Genomic DNA, 21,870 nt, shown 5'->3' with positions numbered 1-21,870 from the left:
CATCGGCCTGTGCGAATCCTCACCCTGGCCGAGCGCGCGCTCCTGCAATGGCGGCAGGTCTGTCAGCGAAGCCAGCCCCAGATCATCAAGAAACTGCCGCGTGGTCGCAAACAGGGTCGGGCGGCCCACGGTTTCCCGGTGCCCCACCGCCTCAATCCAGCCCCGGTCTTCGAGCTGTTTCAAAATCTGGCTGTTGATGGTGACGCCGCGTATGTCCTCGATATCACCGCGCGTCACTGGCTGACGATGCGCGATGATGGCCAGCGTCTCCAGTGTCGCCCGGCTGTAGCGCACTGGTTTCTCCGGCACCAGCCGATCCAGGTAGGGCCGCATCTGCGGGCGACTCTGAAAACGCCAACCGGAAGCCACTTGTACCAATTCCACACCACGCTGGCTCCATGCGTCCTGCAGCTGCAAAAGCAACAGCTTCACGGTATCAGCACCCAGCGCATCATCGAACAGCGCACGCAGCTCGCGCAACGTGAGCGGCTGCGCCGCGCAGATCAACGCAGTCTCCAGTACCTTTCTGGCGTCTACCGTATTCATGGCCTGGCATGTGCGACCGACCGCCGCGTTGGCGACGAGACCCGTCAAACCGTTGCAATTGGATGGGACTTGGCTTCATTCAGAAGCACCATGAGGCGCTGACAGCGGCATACCGCTGCGCCTTCATGCCACTGCCGCCTGAAGAAACGGCGGCAGCACTCTATGCCTCATTGTAGTGCATGCCCCAATGGTCAAGCGCGTCAGACATATCCTGCGGCAGCGGGGATTGCCACGCCATCCCCTCACCCGTGGCAGGATGGACCAGCGCCAGCGAATAGGCATGCAAGGCCTGCCTCTCCAACCCGCCAGCCGAGGCGCCACCGTACAGCCCATCACTGACCAGAGGGTGGCCAATGAAGGCAAGGTGCACCCGAATCTGGTGCGTGCGGCCCGTGTGCAGGGTGCAGCGCAGCAGCGTGGTGCGCCCGTCGCTGGCCAGCGCCTGCACATCCGTGCGCGCGCTCTTGCCCGCATGCAGAGCAAGGTCGACCACCGCCATGCGCAACCGGTTGCGCGGATCGCGCCCAATGGCGGCCTCAATACAGCGCGTTGCGCCCGGCTCCCAGCGCCCCCAGGCAAGGGCCAGGTATTTGCGCCCCACCTCGCGCGCTGCGATCGCGCGCGTCAAGGCATCCATCGCCATGCGGGTGCGGGCCACAACCATGAGCCCGCTGGTGTTCTTGTCCAGCCGGTGCACGATACCGGCACGCGGCAATTGCGCCGCCACAGCGTCGCGCCCGAGCAAACCATTGAGCAAGGTACCGCTCCAGTGCCCGGCAGCAGGATGCACCACCAGCCCGACAGGCTTGTTCACCACCAGAATATGTGCGTCCTCGTAAACGATATCGAGCGCCATCGTTTCCGGGCGAAACGCCTGGCTTTGCTCGGTGGGGCGCATCTGCACCAGCAGCACATCGCCAATGCCGACCTTGTGCGCAGCCTTGACGTTCAGCGCACCGTTGAGCGTTATGGCACCCTGCTCCAGCAGTTGCTGCAGGTAGCTTCGAGAGAACTCCGGCACCAGATGCGCCAGCGCCTTGTCCAGACGCCAGCCGTGCACCTCAGCGGACACCGTGGCGCGGCGCTGCTCCCATTCAGCCTGATCTTCCAGCGGCTGAAATTCGCCCGAATCCTCTGCTGGCAAGGCTGCTGGCTTCACCGCGCAGGCAGGTATTTCAAGGGATCCACCGGTTTGCCTTCGCGGCGGATCTCGAAATGCAGCTTTACGCGATCGGCATCCGAGCTGCCCATTTCGGCAATTTTCTGGCCACGCTGCACCGTCTGATCCTCCTTGACCAGCAGCTTCTGGTTGTGCGCATAGGCCGTCAGAAACGTCTTGTTGTGCTGCAGGATGATGAGATTGCCATAGCCGCGCAGGCCGGCACCGGCATAGACCACCCTCCCATCAGCCGCAGCCAGCACCGGATCGCCCGCCTTGCCCCCGATATCCACTCCCTTGTTGCGCGCCTCGTCAAAACCGGTCAGTACCGTCCCCGACGCAGGCCAGGCAAACGCAATGGCCCCACTGGGCGCGGTCGGCACCGCCGCAGCGGCAGCAGGAGGATTGGGCGCAGCAGCCACGACAGTCGGCGCAGGCGCAGGACCGGCGGTGCCATTGCTGGCCACCGGGCGCGTCACCACCCCCTTGTCAGCAGCCACTGCAGCTGCCGCCGTCGCACTGTCGGGCGGCACCACGCGCAACACCTGCCCGACTTCGATGACGTTGGGGTTGTCCAGCTGGTTCCACCGGGCGATGTCCTTCCAGGCTTGCCCATGGTCGAGTCCGATGCGGATCAACGTGTCCCCGGGCTTGACGGTGTAATAGCCCGGCTTGCCGGCGTTCTCCGCCCCCGGCAACGGCGCAGTGGCTGGTGCTGCCGTGGCCGCTGTCTGGGACGGATCGGCGGCACCCGTCGCAGCGGTGCCGCGGCTTTCGACCGGCGCCTGGTTGACAGAGGTGCCGCACCCCGGCAACACCAGCGCCACCCCCAGCACTACCGCCCACAACCCCACCGCTATCGCTTGCCTCATACCCGAACCTGCGTTTCGTTGATTACGCCACGCCCGATTTTAGAGGGACGAAGTGCACCGCCTCGAGAACGTTTTGCACAAAGCCCTGCGCCGTTCGGTCGACCACCATCAGCGCCTGAGCACCTCCGGCACCGACGACGGGCGCAACCAATCGCCCGCCGACGGCGAGCTGCTCGCACCAGGCAGCGGGCAGCTGTGCACCGCCCGCTGCCGCGATGATGCCGGCATACGGCGCACCCGGCGCATAGCCCAACATGCCATCGCCCAGGATCAAATGCACATTGGCCAGGCGCAGCGGGCGCAGGCGATCCCGGGCACGCTCATGCATCGCGCGCAGGCGCTCCACCGTATACACCTCACGCACGAGCTGGGCCAGCACTGCCGCCTGGTAGCCACAACCAGTGCCGATTTCCAGCACGCGTGCCAATTTCCCCGGGGTTTGCATGCCCGGCGCGCCCAGCACCAAATCCACCATGCGCGCCACCACCGCCGGCTTGGATATCGTCTGGCCCCAGCCGATCGGCAGGCTGGTCTCTTCATAGGCCTGCGCCGCCAGAGCCGTCTCGACAAACAGGTGCCGTGGCACGCTGCCCATCGCCTGAAGCACCTCGACGCGCCGGATACCTGCATCCGCCAGGCGCCGCACCATGCGCTGGCGCACAGCGTCGGAATCCATGCCCAGGCCTTGCGCCGTGGCCGCTGGCCGGGCAGCCGCACGCGCAGCGCCCGATGCATTGCCGGCGGGTTTGGCCCCGCCGCCCAGCCGGACAGGAAAGCCGGGCTTGCGCGAAGTAGTCATATCTGTCCGTCTGCTGCAGCCAGGCGCGCCATCGTCTGCGCCCAGTAACTCAAATGCTGGTGGTCCGTCATATCCACCTGCAGCGGCGTGATTGATACATGGCCCTGCGCCGTGGCATGGAAATCCGTCCCTTCGCTGGCGTCCTTCGCCTGGCCCGCCGCACCGATCCAGTACATGGTCTCGCCGCGCGGATTCTCCTGCCGTATTGCACCCTGCGCCGCATGGCGGCGCCCGAGGCGGCACAGCTTGGGCGACCGCAGCGCCGCCAGCGGCAGATTGGGAATGTTCACATTCAAGATCCACGGCAGGCTGCCGACCAGATTCTGCTGCTGCATCTGCGCCACCAGGTTGCGCACAGTCTGCGCAGCGGCATCCAGCTCGAGCCAGCCTTTGTCCACCTGCGACACCGCAAGCGCAGGAATACCGAACAAGTAGCCCTCCATGGCCGCGCCCACGGTGCCTGAATACAGCGTGTCGTCTCCCATGTTGGCACCGTTGTTGATACCCGAGATCACCAGATCGGGACGCTGCTCCAGCAAGCCCGTCAGCGCAATGTGCACGCAGTCGGCGGGCGTTCCATTGACATAGCGAAAGCCGTTGTGCGCGGTATGCACGTACAGCGGCGCATTGAGCGTGAGTGCATTGGATTTGGCACTGTTGTTGTGCTCTGGCGCAATCACCTGCACATCGGCGATGGGCGCCAGCACTGCGTGCAGCGCCGCCAAGCCTGGTGCCTGGTAGCCGTCGTCATTGCTCAGAAGAATGCGCATCACGATCTGTAAAAAAGTGCAGCATTGTAGGGTGCCGGTCCCACGATCACCGATGGTCGCAAGAGGGACAAAGCTGTGCCCGGCGCAGCCCCTATGATGATCCGCTTTCCACCGTTGAGGAAGCACACGATGCATGCCTGGCTTTGCAGCAATCCCGTCGGCGTCGAGGCGCTCACATGGACCGAACTGCCGACACCCGAACCGCAATCCGGCGAGGTGCTGATCGAGATCCGCGCGGCCAGTCTGAATTTCCCCGATCTGCTCATCGTGCAGAACAAATACCAATTCAAGCCACCGCTGCCCTTTGTGCCCGGTTCGGAATACTCTGGCATCGTGCGCGCGATCGGAGCAGGGGTGAAGCATCTGCAGGTCGGACAAAGCGTGGCCTGCCTTTCCGGCACCGGCGGCTTTGCCACGCACGCGCTCGCGCCTGCCCAGCTGTGCATGCCGCTGCCCAAAGGCTTTCCGCATGCGGATGCGGCGGCATTCATGATGATTTACGCGACCTCGCACCACGCGCTGATCGATCGCGCTGCGCTGCGCTCTGGCGAGACGGTGCTGGTACTCGGCGCGGCCGGCGGCGTAGGCACGGCCGCCATCCAGATCGCCAAGGCTGCGGGCGCTCGTGTCATCGCTGCGGCATCCACGGATGAAAAATGCGCCGTTTGCCGCGCACAGGGCGCGGACGCGACGATCAATTACGTGGCGCAAAACCTGCGCGACGCCATCAAGGCGCTGACGGAAGGCCGTGGCCCGAACGTGATCTACGACCCAGTGGGCGGGGACTTCACCGAGGCGGCTTTTCGCTCCATTGCCTGGCGCGGGCGCCACCTGATCGTGGGCTTTGCCGCCGGACCCGTCCCCAGCCTGCCGATGAACCTGACACTGCTCAAGGGCGCTTCCATCGTGGGCGTTTTCTGGGGTGATTACGCCAAGCGCGAGCCTCAGGCCAATGCAGCCACGCTGAAAGAACTGACCGAGTGGTACGCCAGCGGCAAGATCAAGCCGGTCATTGACCGCCAGCTTCCGATGCAGGAGCTGCCGGCGGCGTACGCGCGGATGGCGGCACGCGACATCCAGGGCAAGCTGGTGCTGGTGAATACTCCCTGAAGAGGCACGGCGTGCCACGAACCAGTGACAATTACGCCTTGCTGCAACGCTTTGCCCCGCTTGCCATGACCACCAAGTCCGTTTCGGAATTTGCCCGCGAAACCCTCAAGCAGCTTGCCATCCGCAAGCTGCAGCCCACGCCGGACAATTACCAGGCCATCTATGACGAGATCTCGGGGCAGATCAGCCAACCCGCCTTTCCGGACATGCGCCTGCGCCAGATCGCGCGCATCCTACCCGCGCAAACGGCTGGCCAAAAGCGCCTGCTGGACCAGTTCAGCGCTGCGATCGAAAGCCAGGACTGGACCGCGCTGCAAAACACGCTGGTCGGTTACGCCACGCTCGGATTGAAGCCTGTTTCTGCCGAAATGGCGGACAGTGTGCCCATGCCGCGTACGCTGAATACCGTTTTCGCGGAACACCTGGCGCGGCTGGTAGACAACATTCTTCCAGCCGTCGGAGAGGATGACGACCGCATGCAGGCGCTCGGTCAAGAGCTGATCGCCTGGCTGCGCCAGCCCATGCCGGCACTGGCCGAAACGGAAAAGCTCCTGTCCAATTTCAGCTACCGGCTATCGTTTGCCGCCGAAGACCAGGCCGCAATACGCAGCGGGCTGCTGATGCTGCTGCAGCTGGTGTTTGAGAACATCGCCGTGCTCAGCGCGGACGACGCATGGCTGCAGGGTCAGGCACAGGCCCTGCGTGACGCCGCCACACCCCCACTCACGCTGCGGCGCCTGGACGATGTGCAGCGTCGGCTCAAGGATGTGGTGTTCAAGCAGGCCGAAGCCAAGGAACGTGCGGTCGCGGCCCAGCAGCAGATGCGCGAGCTGCTGGCCACCTTCATCGATCGCCTGGCGCAGATGGACGAAAACAGTGCCGCATTCCATGAGCAACTCTCGGGCTGCGCCGAGCGCATCGGGCACGCCAGCAGCCTGCAGGAGCTGCAACCGGTATTGCAGGAAGTCATGGCGGCCACGCAGGCGATGTCGCAAAAGAGCAGCGCCATGCGCACCGAGCTGCACAGCCTGCGTGAACGTGCCGACACCGCTCATGGCGAAATCGAGCGCTTGCGCAAGGAACTGGAACTCACCAGCGCCCAGGCACGCCACGATCCCCTGACGGGGTCACTCAATCGCAAGGGTCTGGACGAGGCCCTGGAGCGGGAAATCTCGTTGTCGCTGCGCAGCGACGCCCCGCTGTGCGTGGCATTGCTGGACCTGGACAATTTCAAGGTGCTGAACGACAGGCTGGGCCATGCCACCGGCGACGCCGCCCTGGTGCACCTGGCCGCAACGGCGCGCGCCGCCATGCGTCCGCAGGACCAGCTGGCGCGCTACGGCGGCGAGGAATTCGTCATCGTGCTGCCCAATACGGCCCTGGAGCAAGGCGTGGACGCCATCAAGCGCCTGCAGCGCGAGCTCACCACGCACTATTTCATCAGCAACAACGAGCATGTGCTCATCACCTTCAGCGCGGGGGTGGCACAGCTTGCATCCAATGAAACCAGCGAGCAGGCGCTCAAACGTGCCGACCAGGCCATGTACCTGGCCAAGCGGGCCGGCAAGAACCGGGTGGTCGCGGGGTGATGCGGCCGCCGCGCCACCAGCGCGGCAGGCAGGACTACCAACCGCCGGTGATGTATTGCTCCATTTGTGCTATCACGAACTGCTGCTGCGAGATCACCTGCTTGACCAGGTCGCCTATGGATACCAGACCGACCAGTCGCTCGCCATCAACCACTGGCAGATGGCGCAGGCGGTGCTCCGTCATCAGGGCCATGCACTCTTCCGTCGTCTGCTCCGGATGCACGAAGCGCACCGCCCGCGTCATGATTTCGCTCACCGGCGTATCGCCCGAGCTGCGCCCCTCCAGCGCCACCTTGCGGGCATAGTCGCGCTCGGTGAAAATGCCGGCGATTTTTTCGCCATCCAGCACCATCAGCGCCCCAACTTCCTTGTCCGCCATCATGCGCAGCGCATGCAACACAGAATCGGTCGGCGCGACGCGATACACCTCAGAGCCGATCTTGGAGCGGAGAATTTCTGCAACCGTCGCCATAGCAAACCTCTCTTTCGGGCAATGTGAGGCACAACACCGGTGCCATATGAGCACATGCGATGGTAGCTCGCAATCAGGCCTTGCCCCAATTCCTCATGGCCAACAAGCCCTGCGACAGCTGAAAAATCCGCTTTCTGCTAGGCTGCTGCGCCGCAGCCCATGCGTCGCATGGACCACTGTTCATTCGCAAGGAAACCCCATGAAGCTCTACTACTCGGCGGGCGCCTGTTCGCTCGCGCCTCACATCGTTCTGGAAGAAAGCGGTCTGCCGTACGAAGCCATTTCCGCCCCGACCAAGACCAAGGCGCTGCCTGACGGCTCGGATTACCGCAAGGTCAATCCGCTCGGCTACGTGCCCTATCTGACATTGGACGATGGCAGCGGCATCCGTGAATGCGCCGTCATCGTGCAATACATCGCCGATCAGGCGCCAGAGAAAAATCTGGCGCCCGCCAATGGCACGCGCGCCCGCTATGCGCTGATGAGCTGGCTGAACTTCATCGCCACCGAGGTGCACAAGAGCTTTGCACCCCTGTTCCAGCCTGGCATGCCCGACGCCGCCAAAGAGCTCTCCAAGGAAAAAATTGCTGCCCGGCTGAAGTGGGTGGATGGCGAACTGGCAGGAAAAAATTACCTCATGGGCCCGGATTTTTCCGTGGCCGACGCCTACCTGTTCACGGTCACCAACTGGGCCAAGCCGATGAACATCGACCTCTCGCTCTATCCCAATGTGGTGGCATGGCGCGAGCGCATGGCCGCCCGTCCGGCGGTGCAGCGCGCGATGAAGGCCGAAGGGTTGATCTGAGAAGACCCACGTGAGTCAACCCCAGGTCCGCGCCAGTGCCGCCGCGGCCTGGCGCAAATGGGGCAAATGCTGCAGCGCCTGCGCCAGCGACATGCGGGCCACGGGCGCCTGCAGCGCCACCGCGCAGCGCACGGCCTTCTGCGCCGGTATGCGCACCGGCACCGCCACGCACACCAGCCCCTGGACAAACTCTTGCGCATCAACGGCGTAGTCCTGGCGCGCAATGCCGAGCAGTTCCGCGTCCAGTGCCTTGCGTTCGGTCAGCGTGGTCGGCGTATATCCCGTCAATGGCAAGGTTTGCAACAGGCGCTCCCGCTTCGCTGGCGCAAGCGATGCAAGAAACAGCTTGCCGCTGGCCGAGCAATGCAAGGGCACACGCGTGCCGGGGCGCAGTTCCATCTGCAGCGGAAAGGCCGACTCCACCCGATCGAGGTAGTGCACCTGGGCACCCGAAAGCGCGGTCAGATTGCAACTCTCGCCCACCTGCGCCACCAATTGACGCAGCACGGCATGGCGCACGCCTTGCGGAATGCTGGCGGCCTGCACACTGTCGGCAAAGCGCAGCAGGCGCGGCGCCAGCGCAAAACGGTGGCTGTCCGGCTCGCGACGCAGCAGATCGGCGGCTTCCAGCTGCACCAGCAGCCGGTGGACCGATGGCCTGGGCCAGGCGAGCAGCGCCACCAACTCAGCGCTCGTCAGTGGGCGTGCTTCGCGCGCCATGACCTCCAACAGTTCAAACTGCCGCAGCGCGGGCTTGCTGGCGGTAAATTCGTCTGTCATTTTGAATAAATCTCATTTTTTGAGACGTTTCAATACAAATTTCAGAGACAAATTTTATACGCATCTACATTCGGAGCCACTCACCCACCTGCCTGCGCCATGACTCTTCGCTTTCACCACGCCATCATCACCGGCGCCTGCGGCGGCCTCGGGCAAGCGCTGGCGCGCACCCTGCTGGCACAGGGCTGCACGGTGGCGCTGGTGGGGTTGCAGCGCGAGGTGCTGCAATCCCTGTCTGACTTGGCGCCGGAGCGCACGACCGTCCATACGCCCGATGTCAGCGACTCCGCCGCCATGCAGGCCATGGCGCGCGACGCGATGGCGCGCCACGGCCTGCCCGACCTGGTGATCGCCAACGCCGGCGTGGCCGGAGGGTTCGATACCGCGCGCGCCGAAGACCTGGCGGTGCTGCGGCGCATGCTGGAGATCAACCTGCTGGGCGTGGCCACCACCTTCCAGCCCTTCGTCGCCGCCGCGCGCGCCCGGCCCGGGCCGCCGCTGGCGCTCGTCGGCGTCGCCAGCATCGCCGGCTGGCGCGGCCTGCCGGGCAATGGCGCCTACTGCGCCAGCAAGGCCGGCTTGATCGCCTACCTGCAAAGCCTGCGCGCCGAGCTGCGCGGCACAGGGGCGACGGTGCACACCGTCAGCCCCGGCTACCTGCGCACGCAGCTCACGGTCGGCAACCGCTTCGCGATGCCGGGGCTGCTCGAACCCGATGCCGCCGCGCGCCTGCTGCTGGCGGGCGTGGCCGCCGGGCGCGAGCACATCGTGCTGCCGCGGCGCACCGGCTGGCTGGCGCGGGCGCTCGGCCTGCTGCCCGCGCGCTGGCACGACGCCCTCTTGCTGCGCCAGCCGCGCAAGCCGCGCGCGGGCGAAGCGGGCGCGACGCCGATCCCCGGACTCACCAAAACCGAAGAGACACATCGACCATGAACACGCAAGAACAGATCGCGCTGATCGGCGCCGGTCCCTCGGGCCTGGCGGGCGCACGCGCCATGCAAAAGGCGGGCGTCGCCTTCCAGGGGTTCGAGGCCTGGAGCGACGTCGGGGGCCTGTGGAACATCGAGAACCCGCGCTCGACGGTGTACGAGTCAGCGCACCTGATCTCCAGCAAGACGACGACCGAGTTCAGCGAATTCCCCATGCCCGCGGGCACGCCCGACTACCCCGGCCATGCCGCGTTGCTGCAGTACTTTCGCGCTTATGCCGAGCATTTCGGGCTGAAGAAGCACTTTCGCTTCGGCACGCGCGTGCTCAAGGTTGAGCCCGTGAGCGACGCGCCCGACACGCTGTGGCGCGTGACGGTGCAGGCCGCGGGCGGCGCCGAGGAAACAGCCGAGTACAAGGGCGTGGTCATCGCCAACGGTACGTTGGCCGAGCCCAACCTGCCGAAATTCGACGGCCAGTTCGACGGCGAGCTGCTGCACACCAGCGCCTACAAGTCGCCGACGCAATTCACGGGCAAGCGCGTGCTGATCGTCGGCGCGGGCAACTCGGGCTGCGACATCGCGGTCGATGCGGTGCACTACGCGCAAAGCATCGACCTGTCGGTGCGCCGCGGCTACTACTTCGTGCCCAAGTACGTGTTCGGCGTGCCGGCCGACATCGTCGGCGGCAAGCTGCGCCTGCCGCCCTGGCTCAAGCAGAAGATCGACAGCACCATCCTGAAGTGGTTCACCGGCGACCCGGTGCGTTTTGGCTTTCCCAAGCCGGAATACAAGATGTACGAGTCGCACCCGGTGGTGAACTCGCTCATCCTCTACCACCTGGGCCACGGCGACGCGCGCATCCGCGCCGACGTGGCACGGCTCGATGGCCGAACCGTGCATTTCAAGGACGGCAGCAGCGGTGAGTACGACATGGTGCTGTGCGCCACCGGCTACCAGCTGCACTACCCTTTCATCGACGACGCGCTGCTGAACTGGCAGGGCATGGCGCCGCGGCTGTACCTGAACATCTTCTCGCCGCGCTACTCGCGCCTGGCGGTGCTGGGCATGGTCGAGGCCAGCGGCCTGGGCTGGCAGGGCCGCTACGAGCAGGCGGAGCTGATGGCGCGCTACTTCAAGGCGCTGCAAGACGGCAGCGCCGCAGGCCAGGCGCTGACCCAGGCCAAGGCCGGGCCGACGCCCGACCTGTCCGGCGGCTACCACTTCCTGAAACTGCCGCGCATGGCCTACTACGTCAACAAGGACGTGTACCGCACCGCGGTGCGCCAGGCCGCGCAGGCGTTCGTGTGATCGTTTTGAAAGGCCCGCCATGCTGCCCATCGACGAGATTCGGCTGAACTTCAACCCGGCATCGCTCGTGCTGCTGAACTGGGTGCTGGGCTTTTTGATGTTCGGCATCGCGCTCGATACGCGCGTCGAGGACTTTCGCCGCGTGCTCAAGATGCCGCTGGCCTTTGGCGTCGGCATCGCGGCGCAGTTCCTGGTGCTGCCGGCCATCACCTTCGCGCTGTCGCTGCTGCTGCGCGTCGAGCCCAGCATCGCGCTCGGCATGATCCTCGTGGCCTGCTGCCCGCCGGGCAACGTCAGCAACATCCTGACGCACCAGGCCAAGGGCAATGTGGCGCTGAGCGTGTCGATGACCGCCGTCTCCAACGCGCTGTCCATCGTGCTGATGCCGGTCAACTTCGCTTTCTGGGCGCACCTGCATCCAACGGCTGCGCCGCTGTTTCAGCGCATCGCGCTCAGCCCCTGGGAGATGATGGGCCACATCATCGCCATCATCGGCGTGCCCTTTGTCATCGGCATCTTCATCGCGCACCGCTGGCCGCGCATCACGGCGCGCGTCAAGCGGCCGGTGGGCATCGTCAGTTTTCTCGCGCTGATCGGCTTCATCATCGGGGCGATCGTCGGCAACTGGCGCTTTTTCATCGACTACACCGGCGAGGTGCTGCTGGCCGTGGCGCTGCACGACGCGCTGGCGCTGGCCACCGGCTACGGCTGTGCGCGGCTGTTTCGCGTGCCCGACTACGACCGGCGCGCCATCACCTTCGAGGTCGGCATCAGGAACGCGGGCCTGGGCCTGGTGCTGGTCTTCAGCTTCTTCGGCGGCCTTGGCGGCATGGCGGTGGTCGCCGGCGTCTGGGGCTTCTGGGACATCATCGCCGGCCTGGTGCTGGCGAGCCTCTGGGCGCGCCGCAGCACGCCCGTCGCCGCCACGCAAGGCCACGCATGAACACCTCCCACACCCCGGCCGCGCGGCGCGTGCTCGTCACCGGCGCCGACGGCTTCGTCGGCCGCGGCATCATCGCGGCGCTGGGCGCCCAGCTTGCACAGGGGATGATCGACGCGGTGCTGGCCTGTGACGTGCGCGCCGTGCCGGCCGAGCGGCAACTCGCCGGCGTGCAGTACGCCGTGCTCGACGTGCGCGCCGCAGACCTAGCCGCACAGTTTGCGCGCTTCGCGCCCGACACCGTCGTGCACCTGGCCTCCATCGTCACGCCGGGCAAGGGCATGACGCGCGAATTCGAATACGCAGTGGACGTTGGCGGCACGCGCAACGTGCTCGCGGCGTGTCTTGCCAGCGGCGTGCGCCACATCGTCGTCTCGTCCAGCGGCGCAGCCTACGGCTACCACGTGGATAACGCGCCCTGGCTGACCGAGGACATGCCGCTGCGCGGCAACGAAGTCTTTGCCTACGCACACCACAAGCGCCTGGTCGAAGAAATGCTGGCCGAGCACCGGCGCAGCCACCCCGAGCTGGCGCAGACCGTGCTGCGGATCGGCACCATCCTCGGCGAGCGGGTGGACAACCAGATCACCGCGCTGTTCGAAAAGCCGCGCCTCATCGCGATCAAGGGAAGCGACAGCCCTTTTGTCTTCATCTGGGACGAGGACGTGCGCGGCGCCATGCTGCACGCGCTCTCGGGCCGGGCGCGGCCCGGTTGCTACAACCTGGCGGGCGACGGGGCGCTCACCATCCACCAGATCGCCGCGCGGCTGGGCAAGCGCACGACCGACTTCCCCGCCGGGCTGCTGAAGGCGCTGCTCACGATCGGCGCCAAACTCGGCATCAGCCGCTACGGCCCGGAGCAGCTCGACTTTCTGCGCTACCGGCCGGTGCTGCTCAACACCGCGCTGAAAGAGGTGTTTGGCTACGTACCGGCCAAGACCAGCGCGCAGGCGTTCGACGCCTTCATCGCCGCGCGCGCCGCGCAGGGCCGGCCGGTGACGGCATGAGCGCACGCGCGTCGTTCTCGCGCGGCGACTGGGCGCGGGCGCTCGCCGTCGTCGTCATCTGGGGGCTGAACTTCGTCGTGATGAAGCTCGGGCTGCGCGACGTCAGCCCGATGCTGCTGGGCGCGCTGCGCTACTGCGCCGCGTCGCTGCCCTTCCTGCTCTTTGTGCGCCCGCCGACGCTGCCCTGGCGCTTCGTCGTCGGCTACGGCCTGGCGCAAGGCGTGGGGCAGTTCGGCCTGCTGTTCCTCGGCCTGCGCCTGGGCATGACGGCGAGCATGGCCTCGGTGGTGATGCAGATGCAGGTCTTTTTCACGCTGGCGGCCGCGCCCTGGCTCAAGGAACGCGTGCGCCCGGCGCAGTGGCTGGGGCTGGCGGTGGCGATGGCCGGGCTGCTGGCGATCGCCAGCGCGCACGGCGACGCGCCAGGGCAGATGACACTGGCCGGCTTCGTGTTGACCACCGGCGCGTCGGCGATGTGGGCGGCTTCAAATATCGTAGCTAGACGCGCAAGTCAGGTATGCGTTTACCAGCCTTTTCCCTTTATTGTCTGGAGCGGCGTGGTGGCGATAGTCCCGTTCTTCGCGCTTTCGGCCTGGCTGGATGGGCCAGAGCGGATGGCGCGGGAACTGGCCGACATGGGCTGGCTGGCGATCGGCGCGGTGCTGTACCTGGCGCTGCTCTCCACGCTCGCCGCCTACAGCCTGTGGACGCGGCTCTTGCAGCGCCACCCGGCGGGCGAGGTGGCGCCATTCTCGCTGCTGGTGCCCATCGTCGGGCTGTGGGCGGGCGTGGCGCTGCTGGGCGAGCAGCCCACGCGCTGGCAGTGGCTGGGCACGGCGGTGGTGCTGACGGGGCTGGTGGTCAATCAGTGGCACGAGGGCAGCCGCCTGGGGACTGCTGCGCGCGCGTGACCAGCGCCCCGGCGCGTAAAGAAACATGAAGAGCCCGCTGCGCACCGTATCCAAGGGCGCGGCATGTGCGACAGTCGCACCATTCGTTGCGACAATGCGCGTGCTCTCTCACCACGACCTCCCGGATTCCATGACCCTCGCGCCACGCTGCTGCCGCGGCTTTCTTGCGCTTCATCCTGCGCCCGCCGTTCACGCCCTGCCCCGCCTGTCACCCACGCTCACCCTGTGCGGCGTGGCGCTGGCATTGGCACTTACCGGTTGCGGCGAGAAAAAGATCGCTGCGGCAGGCGGCGGCGGGCCCGCCGAAGTCGGCGTGATGACGCTGCAAACCGAGCCGCACACCTTCACCACCGAGCTGCCCGGGCGCACCAGCGCCTTCCTCATCGCCGAAGTGCGCCCGCAGGTCGGCGGCATCCTGCAAAAGCGTCTGTTCACCGAAGGCGCCATGGTCAAGGCCGGACAGGCGCTGTACCAGATCGACCCGGCCAGTCTTGAAGTTCAGCTGGCCACCGCGCAGGCGCAGCTGGCGAAAGCGCAGACCAATCAGCGGGCCGCGCAAGTGAATGCCGCGCGCAATGCCGAGTTGATCCAGTCGAAAGCCATCAGCCAGCAGCAGTACGACGACAGCCAGACCGCGCTCGCGCAGTCGCAAGCGGACATTGCCGCCGCCAGGGCAGCGGTGCGCGCGGCCACGCTCAACCTCGACTACACCCGCATCAAGGCGCCGATCACCGGGCGCACGAGTGCATCCACCGTCACCCCCGGCGCGCTGCTCACCGCCAACCAGGCCCAGCTGCTTACCACCATCACGCAAACCGACCCGCTGTACGTGGACATCACGCAATCGACCACCGAGGTGCTGCGGCTGAAGAAGCAGCTGGCCGATGGCCAGCTGACGCAGGATGAGAAAGGCGCGGCGCGCATCACGCTGGTGCTGGACGACGGCAGCCCGTACGCGCACCCCGGCACGCTGCAATTCAGCGGCGTGCAAGTGAACCCCGCCACCGGCGCCATCACGCTGCGCGCCACGGTGCCCAACCCCGAGGGCTTGCTGATGCCCGGCATGTATGTGCGCGCCCGGCTGCAGGAGGGCGTGAGCGAGAACGCCCTGCTGGTGCCGCAGCAGGCCGTGACGCGCGACCCGGCCGGTGTCGCGCGCGTGCTGGTGGTGAAGGACGACGACACGCTGGAGAGCCGCCGCATCGCCACCGGCGCGGCGGTCGGCAACCGCTGGGAGGTGCATGCGGGCCTGAAGGCGGGTGAGCGCATCCTGATCGACGGCTCGCTGCGCGCCAAGGCGGGCGACAAGGTCAAGCCCGTGGCGGTGCAGCCGCCGGCACAGCAGAGCAACACGGACGACACCCGCAACGCGAAGGGCTGAGCGATGGCGCAGTTCTTCATCAACCGCCCGGTTTTTGCCTGGGTGATCGCCATCATGATCATGCTGGCGGGGGCGTTTTCCGTCGTCACGCTGCCGCTGGAGATGTACCCCGAGATCGCGCCGCCGCGCGTGACCATCAACACCACCTACACCGGCGCGTCGGCCGAGACGGTGGAAAACTCGGTCACGCAGGTGATAGAGCAGCAGCTCAAGGGCCTGGACAACCTGCTCTACATGCAGTCCACCAGCGACTCGGCCGGGCGCTCGCGCACCACACTCACCTTTGCGCCCGGCGCGAATATCGACGTCGCCCAGGTGCAGGCGCAAAACAAGATGCAGGGCGCGATGAATCGCCTGCCCGATCAGGTCAAGAGCCGCGGCGTGTTCATCAACAAGGGCGGGCAGGATTTCCTCGTCACCTACGTCTTCACCTCGCCCGACCCGAACGTGTCGCAGGTGACCATCGGCGACTACCTCAGCTCCAACGTGGTCGACGTGCTGGCGCGCATCGACGGCGTGGGCGACATCTTCGTCTTCGGCACGCCCTACGCCATGCGCATCTGGATGAACCCGGCGCTGATGGAGAAGTACGCGCTGATGCCGTCGGATCTGGTCAACGCGCTGAACGCGCAGAACGCGCAGGTCTCGGCCGGGCAGCTCGGCGCACTGCCGGCGGTGAAGGACCAGATGCTCAACGCCACGATCACCGCGCGCACCAAGCTGCAAACGGTGGAGCAGTTCAAGGACATCGTGCTCAAGGCCCTGCCCGACGGCTCGCTGGTCACCATGGACGACATCGGCCGTGTCGAACTGGCGCCCGACCTCTACACCGTGCGCTCCACGCTGGGCGACAAACCAGGTGCAGGCCTGGGCATCATCCTGGCCGATGGCGCGAATGCCACCAAGGTGGCCGACGACGTGGCGAAGAAGCTGGCGCAGCTGGCACCCTACTTTCCCGATGGCATCACCGCCTTCGTCAGCTCGGACTCCACGCCCTTCGTGCGCGCCTCGATCAAGGAGGTGCTCAAGACGCTGGCAGAAGCCATGGTGCTGGTGGCCCTCGTCATGTTCGTCTTCCTGCAGAACTGGCGCGCCACCTTCATCCCCATGATCTCGGTGCCGGTGGTGCTGCTGGGCACGCTGGGCGTGCTCAATGTCATGGGCTACTCGATCAACATGCTGACGATGTTCGCCATGGTGCTGGCCATCGGGCTGCTGGTGGACGATGCCATCGTGGTGATCGAGAACGTCGAACGCGTGATGCACGAACAGGGGCTTTCGCCCAAGGAAGCGACGCGCGAATCCATGCGCGAGATCACGCCGGCGCTGGTCGGCATCGGCCTCACGCTGTCGGCGGTGTTCGTGCCGATGGCGTTCTTTCCCGGCTCGGTCGGCGTGATCTACCGCCAGTTTTCCATCACCATCGTCGCGGCGATGGCGCTCTCGGTCTTCATAGCGCTCACACTCACGCCCGCGCTGTGCGCCAGCCTGCTCAAGCCCACGGCGCACGCGCAGCCGGGGCATGCGCCGCGGCCCGGCCTGCGTGGGCTGGCCGACCGGTTCTTCCAGTGGTTCAACCGCCACTTTGACAGCAGTGCCAACCGCTACCAGAGCAGCGTTGGCCGGCTGCTTGCGCGCGCGCTGCGCATGATGGTGCTGTTTGCAGTCGTGCTCGCCGCCGTGGCCTGGATGTTCCACCGCCTACCCACGTCCTTCCTGCCCAATGAGGACCAGGGCTTCATCCGCGTGAACGTCACCCTGCCTTCAGGAGCCACCGACGCCCGGCTGCAGGATGTGATGGAAGACATCCGCCTGTACTTCAAGGACATGCCGGAAATCCGCAGCACCAGCGCGATCTACGGTTTCAATGGCAACCAGAACTCGGGCAGCATGTTCGTGCGTCTGACCAGCTGGGACGAGCGCCCGCTGCCCGAGCAATCGGCCGAGGCGATTGCACGCAAGGCCAACCAGGCGCTGCGCCGCATCCGCGATGCGCGCATCTTCGCCGTGCTGCCGCCGCCGGTGCGCGGGCTGGGTTCGAGCGCCGGCATCAACTTCATCCTGAAAGATCTCAACGGCCTGGGCCACGAGGCATTGATGAAGGCCAAGGATGACATGATCGCCGCCGCGCAGCATGAGCCCGCGCTCGCTGCCATGCGCACCACGGGCTTTGACGACACCTCGGAGCTGGAGGTGGTGGTCGACGACCGCAAGGCCGCGGCCTTCGGCATTGCCACGGCCGACATCAACAGCACGCTCTCCAGCGCGCTGGGCGGCAGCTACGTCAACGACTTCATCAACCAGGGCCGCGTCAAGCGTGTCTACATCCAGGGCGACGCACCCGACCGTATGCTGCCGCAGGACATCGCCAAATGGTCGGTGCGCAACAAGAACGGCGAGATGGTGCGCTTCGGGAGTTTTTCGAGCACCCGCTGGACCGCCGGCTCGCCGCAGCTCATGCGCTACAACGGCAGCCCGGCGATGGAGATGGAGGCCAACACCGCCCCGGGCGCAAGTTCGGGCGACTCGATGGCGGCGGTCGAGCGCATCATGGGCACCATGCCCCCCGGCATCGGCATCGAATGGACCGGCGCCTCGCTGCAGGAGCGCCAGTCCGGCTCGCAGGCGCCGCTGCTCTACGCCGTTTCCATCCTCTTCGTCTTCCTGTGCCTGGCGGCGCTGTACGAGAGCTGGAGCGTGCCCGCCTCGGTCATGCTGGCGGTGCCGCTGGGTGTGATTGGCGCGCTCATTGCCACCTACGGGCGCGGCTTGGCGAACGACGTGTACTTTCAGGTGGGGCTGCTCACCACCGTGGGTCTTGCGTCCAAGAACGCCATCCTGATCGTCGAGTTTGCGATGCAGTTGCAAGAGCGCGGCATGAGCCTGATCGAAGCCACGGTGCACGCCGCGCGCCAGCGCCTGCGCCCCATATTGATGACCTCGCTCGCGTTCGGCTTTGGCGTGATGCCGCTGGCGCTGGGCACCGGCGCGGGCGCGGCCGGGCGCAACGCGATCGGCACCGCGGTGCTCGGCGGCATGGTGTTCTCCACCTTGCTGGGCATCTTCTTCGTGCCGGTGTTTTTCCTCGTGATCCGCAAGCTCTTCGTGCGCGGGCGTGGGCGCGAGGCCGATGGCAACACTCCACTTTGACGCGGTGATCCTCGGCGCGGGCGCGGCCGGGCTCTTGTGCGCGGCGCTGGCGGGCCAGCGCGGGCGCCGGGTGCTGCTCATCGACCACGCGGCCCGAGTGGCAGAGAAGATCCGCATCTCCGGCGGCGGGCGCTGCAACTTCACCAACCGCGAGCTAGACCCGCGCGCGCCGCACCGCCACTATCTGGGTGCCAACCCGCGCTTCGCCCGTTCAGCCCTCTCGCGCTACACCCCCGAAAATTTCATCGCCCTCGTCAAGCGCCACGGCATCGCGTTTCACGAAAAGCACAAGGGCCAGCTGTTTTGCGATGGCGCGAGCGGCCAGATCATCGACATGCTGCTTGCCGAATGCGCCGATGGCTGCGTCGAGCGTTGGCAGCCGTGCAGCGTGAATTCCATAGACTTTTTCAGCTCCAACGCCCAAAAGGAAAGCGCTGGCAGCTATCAAAACAGTGGCTATCGGCTCCACACCACGCGCGGGCCTGTCACCGCCACGCGCCTGGTTGTCGCCACCGGCGGCCTGTCCATCCCGAAGATCGGCGCGAGCGACTTCGGTTATCGCATCGCGCGCCAGTTCGGCATTCCCCTGGTTGCCCAGCGCCCGGGCCTCGTGCCGCTCACCTTCGACGGTGCAGCCTGGGCCGCGTTCGCGCCGCTATCCGGTCTGTCGCTGCCGGTGCAGATACGCAGCGGCAACGCTAAAGAGCGCATGGCGTTTGATGAAGACCTGCTGTTCACCCACCGCGGCCTCTCAGGCCCGGCGGTGTTGCAGATTTCAAGCTACTGGCAGCCGGTCGAACCACTCGCGATCAACCTCGCGCCGGGCGTCGATCTGCCCGCCGAACTGGCACACGCCAAGGCGCATGAGCGCAAGCAGATCGTCGGCATCCTCGCGCAGTGGCTGCCCACGCGGCTGGCCGACGCCTGGGCCCGCCAGAGGCCCGAATGGCAACGCCCGGTGAACGAGGCGAGCGACAAGGCGCTGGCCCAACTGGCCGAACAACTGGGCGCCTGGCGCATCAGCCCCAGCGGCACCGAAGGCTACAAAAAGGCCGAAGTCACGCTGGGCGGCGTCGACACCCGCGCGCTCTCGCAACAAACGCTGGAAGCCACCACCCAGCCCGGCCTGCACTTCATCGGCGAGGTGGTCGACATCACCGGCTGGCTGGGCGGCTACAACTTTCAGTGGGCCTGGGCCAGCGCGGCGGCCTGTGCGCAGGCGCTCTAGCCTGGCCATGCGCTTTCAATTCAAGAGCGATCAGCGCCCATCCAGCATGCGCTGCAGCCGCTTTTCATACCATTTTCAGCACAAGATGCCTGCAAAATAGGCCGACAGTTCCGCACGGCCATCGAGCGGCAGCACATGGCCGATGTACTGGTCCGGGCGCACCACCACCATGCATCCGCGCTCACGGTCGATGCCGCGCATGTCGAAGATGTCGCCTGCGCCCTTGTGGTCGACGCAAAAAATCTTTTCATGGTCTTGCAGGCCCAGCCTGCCGGTGCACGGCCGAAGCAGCGACGGCATGTGCTCACAGGCGAGCTGGTCGAAGGTCTGCTGAAACACCGCGCGCACATCGATCACCGCGTCGATGTCCTCGCCCGCGCGCGTGTGGCGCAGCACCGGCGATGCCGGATCACGCTCCAGCCAATCGGCCAGCTGGCGCATGGGCGAACCCGGGCCCGCGCCGTCGCCCTTGCCGGCAAAGGCGTAGATGCGCCAGCGGCCGTCGGCCTGCGCCACGTGGCCCAGCTGCATCGGTTTGGCATCTGCCAGACGCACCACCGGCGCCGAGTGAAAGCGCCGCCCGATCACCTCGCCCCGGGCCAGTGCTTGGTGCGTGGGCGCAGCGAACAGATACGACGGGTCGTACTTCACTGCCGTGCCGCCGGTGAATTCAAGGTTGGCCTTGAACTGGCGGATGATGCGCGGCTCCTCGGTGCCGTCGCGCTCGGCCTGGGTGGTAGGCGCGGACATGGTGCGCGCCCAGGCGTGGTCGGTATCGATCAGCCGCTTGGCCTCTGCCATGCGCTCCCTGGAATAGCTGCGCAGCAGGCTTGCGGGCGCGCGCCCCTGCAGCACATGGGCCAGCTTCCAGCCGAGATTGAAGGTGTCCTGCATCGAGACGTTCATCCCCTGCCCGGCCTTGGGCGAATGCGTGTGGCAGGCATCCCCGGCGGTGAACACGCGCGGGTTGCGCTCGCTGCCGGCAGGCACGTCGTCGAACTTGTCGGTGATGCTGTGGCCGATCTCGTAGATCGACCACCAGACCACCTCCTTCACGTCCAGCACATAGGGGCGCAGGATGCGGTTGGCCGCCGCGATCATGTCGTGTTGATTGAGCTTGCGACTCGCCGCCTTCTCGTCCGGCCTGAGCTTGTCCAGCTCCACATACATGCGAAAGATGTAGCCTCCCTCGCGCGGCAGGATCAGCACGTTGCCTTCACTGGCCGAGGAGACCAGGCATTTCTGGCGCACGTCGGGGAAGTCGGTGTTGGCCAGGATATCCATCACGCCCCAGGCCTGGTGCGCCGCGTCGCCGTGCAGCGTGCCGCCGATCGCCTTGCGCACCGCCGAATGCGCGCCATCGCAGCCCACCACGTAATTGGCGCGCACGGTTTTGGTTGCCCACCAGTGGATGCCGCTGGCGTCCTTGAGGGTCACCGTCACCGGGTGATCGTCGGTCGTCTCGTCGATCGCCACGCCGACCACCTCCCAGCCGTAGTCGGGCTCCAGCCGCGACGGGGCATTGCGCATGACTTCAAGGAACAGCTCATGCAGCCGCGCCTGGTTGATCAGGATGTGCGGCATCTCCGAGCTGTCGTCGGCCACATCCTGCACCCGGCCGACGCGGTGGATGTGCTCGGGCCGCTGCGGGTCGGGCATCCAGAACGCGGTCTGGTTGACCCAATAGGTCTCGCGCTTGACCTTTTCGGCAAAACCAAAGGCCTGGAACATCTCCATGGTGCGCGTGTTGATGCCGTCGGCCTTGCCCTTGATGATGTTGGCCGGCATGCGCTCGACGATCAGCGTGTCGATCTCCGGGAACTGCGCCAGCTGCGCCGCCAGGCACAAACCCGCCGGCCCCGTGCCGGCGATCAGCACATCGACTTTTTCCGGCAAAGGCTCGTTCGGCCCGCGGCTGCGGCGGTTGGGCGCGGCCTGCTTGACATCGGGATTGCCACCCCGAAAACCATCCTTGTAATACTGCATGCGGAAATCTCCTGGTGTTTGGCGCGCACCGTTCAATGCCGCCGTGATACCCGCAAATAATATCTATACTTACTATTTGCCGTCAAGTCAGTATGTATGCTTATCGACAATATTTTTCTGGAGCGATG

Annotated in this window: 18 protein-coding genes and 1 pseudogene; 11 read left to right on the top strand and 8 right to left on the bottom strand. The window is 66.0% G+C overall.

Annotation, left to right across the window (positions count from 1 at the left end; genetic code table 11):
- Nucleotides 1-39 precede the first annotated feature (39 nt).
- The 5 genes and pseudogenes from scpB to surE form a co-directional block, all read right to left on the bottom strand.
- Nucleotides 40-546, bottom strand: a pseudogene (gene scpB / locus ABS45_RS05210) (SMC-Scp complex subunit ScpB); the annotation flags it as partial.
- A 160-nt stretch (nucleotides 547-706) separates the two neighbouring features.
- Complete coding sequence (locus ABS45_RS05205) at nucleotides 707-1,657, bottom strand: RluA family pseudouridine synthase (protein WP_291553748.1); 951 nt, start codon at nucleotides 1,655-1,657, stop codon at nucleotides 707-709.
- Between the two features lie 44 nt (nucleotides 1,658-1,701).
- Nucleotides 1,702-2,577 (bottom strand): peptidoglycan DD-metalloendopeptidase family protein, encoded by an 876-nt coding sequence (locus ABS45_RS05200; RefSeq protein ID WP_291553713.1) that lies wholly within the window; start codon nucleotides 2,575-2,577, stop codon nucleotides 1,702-1,704.
- Between the two features lie 22 nt (nucleotides 2,578-2,599).
- Nucleotides 2,600-3,253: a protein-L-isoaspartate(D-aspartate) O-methyltransferase gene (locus ABS45_RS05195; protein WP_291553746.1), complete on the bottom strand. Its 654-nt coding sequence runs from the start codon at nucleotides 3,251-3,253 to the stop codon at nucleotides 2,600-2,602.
- A 119-nt stretch (nucleotides 3,254-3,372) separates the two neighbouring features.
- Nucleotides 3,373-4,146, bottom strand: coding sequence for a 5'/3'-nucleotidase SurE (gene surE, locus ABS45_RS05190; RefSeq protein ID WP_291553711.1), 774 nt, complete (start codon nucleotides 4,144-4,146; stop codon nucleotides 3,373-3,375).
- Between the two features lie 129 nt (nucleotides 4,147-4,275).
- On the opposite strand from surE, the gene ABS45_RS05185 reads away from it, so the two are divergent.
- Together ABS45_RS05185 and ABS45_RS05180 are read left to right on the top strand one after the other, a co-directional pair.
- The gene (locus tag ABS45_RS05185) at nucleotides 4,276-5,256 is read left to right on the top strand and encodes an NADPH:quinone oxidoreductase family protein (protein WP_291553708.1); all 981 of its coding nucleotides are present in this window, start codon (nucleotides 4,276-4,278) and stop codon (nucleotides 5,254-5,256) included.
- A gap of 65 nt (nucleotides 5,257-5,321) precedes the next feature.
- On the top strand, nucleotides 5,322-6,845 hold the full coding sequence (locus ABS45_RS05180) for a GGDEF domain-containing protein (protein ID WP_291553745.1): 1,524 nt from the start codon (nucleotides 5,322-5,324) through the stop codon (nucleotides 6,843-6,845).
- Nucleotides 6,846-6,879: 34 nt separating this feature from the next.
- Here ABS45_RS05180 and ABS45_RS05175 read toward each other — a convergent pair whose 3' ends face one another.
- Nucleotides 6,880-7,317, bottom strand: coding sequence for a CBS domain-containing protein (locus ABS45_RS05175; protein WP_291553706.1), 438 nt, complete (start codon nucleotides 7,315-7,317; stop codon nucleotides 6,880-6,882).
- Nucleotides 7,318-7,516: 199 nt separating this feature from the next.
- On the opposite strand from ABS45_RS05175, the gene gstA reads away from it, so the two are divergent.
- Nucleotides 7,517-8,122: a glutathione transferase GstA gene (gene gstA, locus ABS45_RS05170; protein WP_291553703.1), complete on the top strand. Its 606-nt coding sequence runs from the start codon at nucleotides 7,517-7,519 to the stop codon at nucleotides 8,120-8,122.
- Between the two features lie 15 nt (nucleotides 8,123-8,137).
- On the opposite strand, the gene ABS45_RS05165 is transcribed toward gstA, so the two are convergent.
- On the bottom strand, nucleotides 8,138-8,902 hold the full coding sequence (locus ABS45_RS05165; protein ID WP_291553700.1) for an IclR family transcriptional regulator: 765 nt from the start codon (nucleotides 8,900-8,902) through the stop codon (nucleotides 8,138-8,140).
- 99 nt (nucleotides 8,903-9,001) lie between these two features.
- Between ABS45_RS05165 and ABS45_RS05160 the strand changes: the two genes are divergently transcribed.
- From ABS45_RS05160 to ABS45_RS05125, 8 genes are all read left to right on the top strand, one after another.
- Nucleotides 9,002-9,835 carry an SDR family oxidoreductase gene (locus ABS45_RS05160; RefSeq protein WP_291553698.1) on the top strand — a complete coding sequence of 278 codons (834 nt, stop codon included), beginning with the start codon at nucleotides 9,002-9,004 and terminating at the stop codon, nucleotides 9,833-9,835.
- Nucleotides 9,832-11,139 carry an NAD(P)-binding domain-containing protein gene (locus tag ABS45_RS05155; protein ID WP_291553696.1) on the top strand — a complete coding sequence of 436 codons (1,308 nt, stop codon included), beginning with the start codon at nucleotides 9,832-9,834 and terminating at the stop codon, nucleotides 11,137-11,139. The genes ABS45_RS05160 and ABS45_RS05155 overlap by 4 nt, the downstream gene beginning before the upstream one ends.
- 19 nt (nucleotides 11,140-11,158) lie before the next feature.
- Nucleotides 11,159-12,082 (top strand): bile acid:sodium symporter family protein, encoded by a 924-nt coding sequence (locus ABS45_RS05150; protein WP_291553695.1) that lies wholly within the window; start codon nucleotides 11,159-11,161, stop codon nucleotides 12,080-12,082.
- Complete coding sequence (locus ABS45_RS05145; protein WP_291553693.1) at nucleotides 12,079-13,086, top strand: NAD-dependent epimerase/dehydratase family protein; 1,008 nt, start codon at nucleotides 12,079-12,081, stop codon at nucleotides 13,084-13,086. Before ABS45_RS05150 ends, ABS45_RS05145 begins: the two co-directional genes overlap by 4 nt.
- The gene (locus ABS45_RS05140; protein WP_291553691.1) at nucleotides 13,083-13,997 is read left to right on the top strand and encodes an EamA family transporter; all 915 of its coding nucleotides are present in this window, start codon (nucleotides 13,083-13,085) and stop codon (nucleotides 13,995-13,997) included. The genes ABS45_RS05145 and ABS45_RS05140 overlap by 4 nt, the downstream gene beginning before the upstream one ends.
- A 130-nt stretch (nucleotides 13,998-14,127) precedes the next feature.
- On the top strand, nucleotides 14,128-15,378 hold the full coding sequence (locus ABS45_RS05135; RefSeq protein ID WP_291553689.1) for an efflux RND transporter periplasmic adaptor subunit: 1,251 nt from the start codon (nucleotides 14,128-14,130) through the stop codon (nucleotides 15,376-15,378).
- 3 nt (nucleotides 15,379-15,381) lie between these two features.
- On the top strand, nucleotides 15,382-18,528 hold the full coding sequence (locus ABS45_RS05130; RefSeq protein ID WP_291553687.1) for an efflux RND transporter permease subunit: 3,147 nt from the start codon (nucleotides 15,382-15,384) through the stop codon (nucleotides 18,526-18,528).
- Complete coding sequence (locus ABS45_RS05125) at nucleotides 18,509-19,756, top strand: aminoacetone oxidase family FAD-binding enzyme (protein WP_291553686.1); 1,248 nt, start codon at nucleotides 18,509-18,511, stop codon at nucleotides 19,754-19,756. Before ABS45_RS05130 ends, ABS45_RS05125 begins: the two co-directional genes overlap by 20 nt.
- Nucleotides 19,757-19,831: 75 nt before the next feature.
- Here the strand turns inward: ABS45_RS05125 and ABS45_RS05120 are convergent, their stop codons facing one another.
- Nucleotides 19,832-21,742, bottom strand: coding sequence for an FAD-dependent monooxygenase (locus tag ABS45_RS05120; protein ID WP_291553685.1), 1,911 nt, complete (start codon nucleotides 21,740-21,742; stop codon nucleotides 19,832-19,834).
- Between the last annotated feature and the right edge of the window lie 128 nt (nucleotides 21,743-21,870).

The organism is Comamonas sp. SCN 65-56 (genome assembly GCF_001724135.1).
Classification (GTDB): domain Bacteria; phylum Pseudomonadota; class Gammaproteobacteria; order Burkholderiales; family Burkholderiaceae_C; genus Comamonas_C.
Note: the sequence above shows the minus strand (reverse complement) of the source record. Positions and strands in the feature narration are given on the sequence as shown.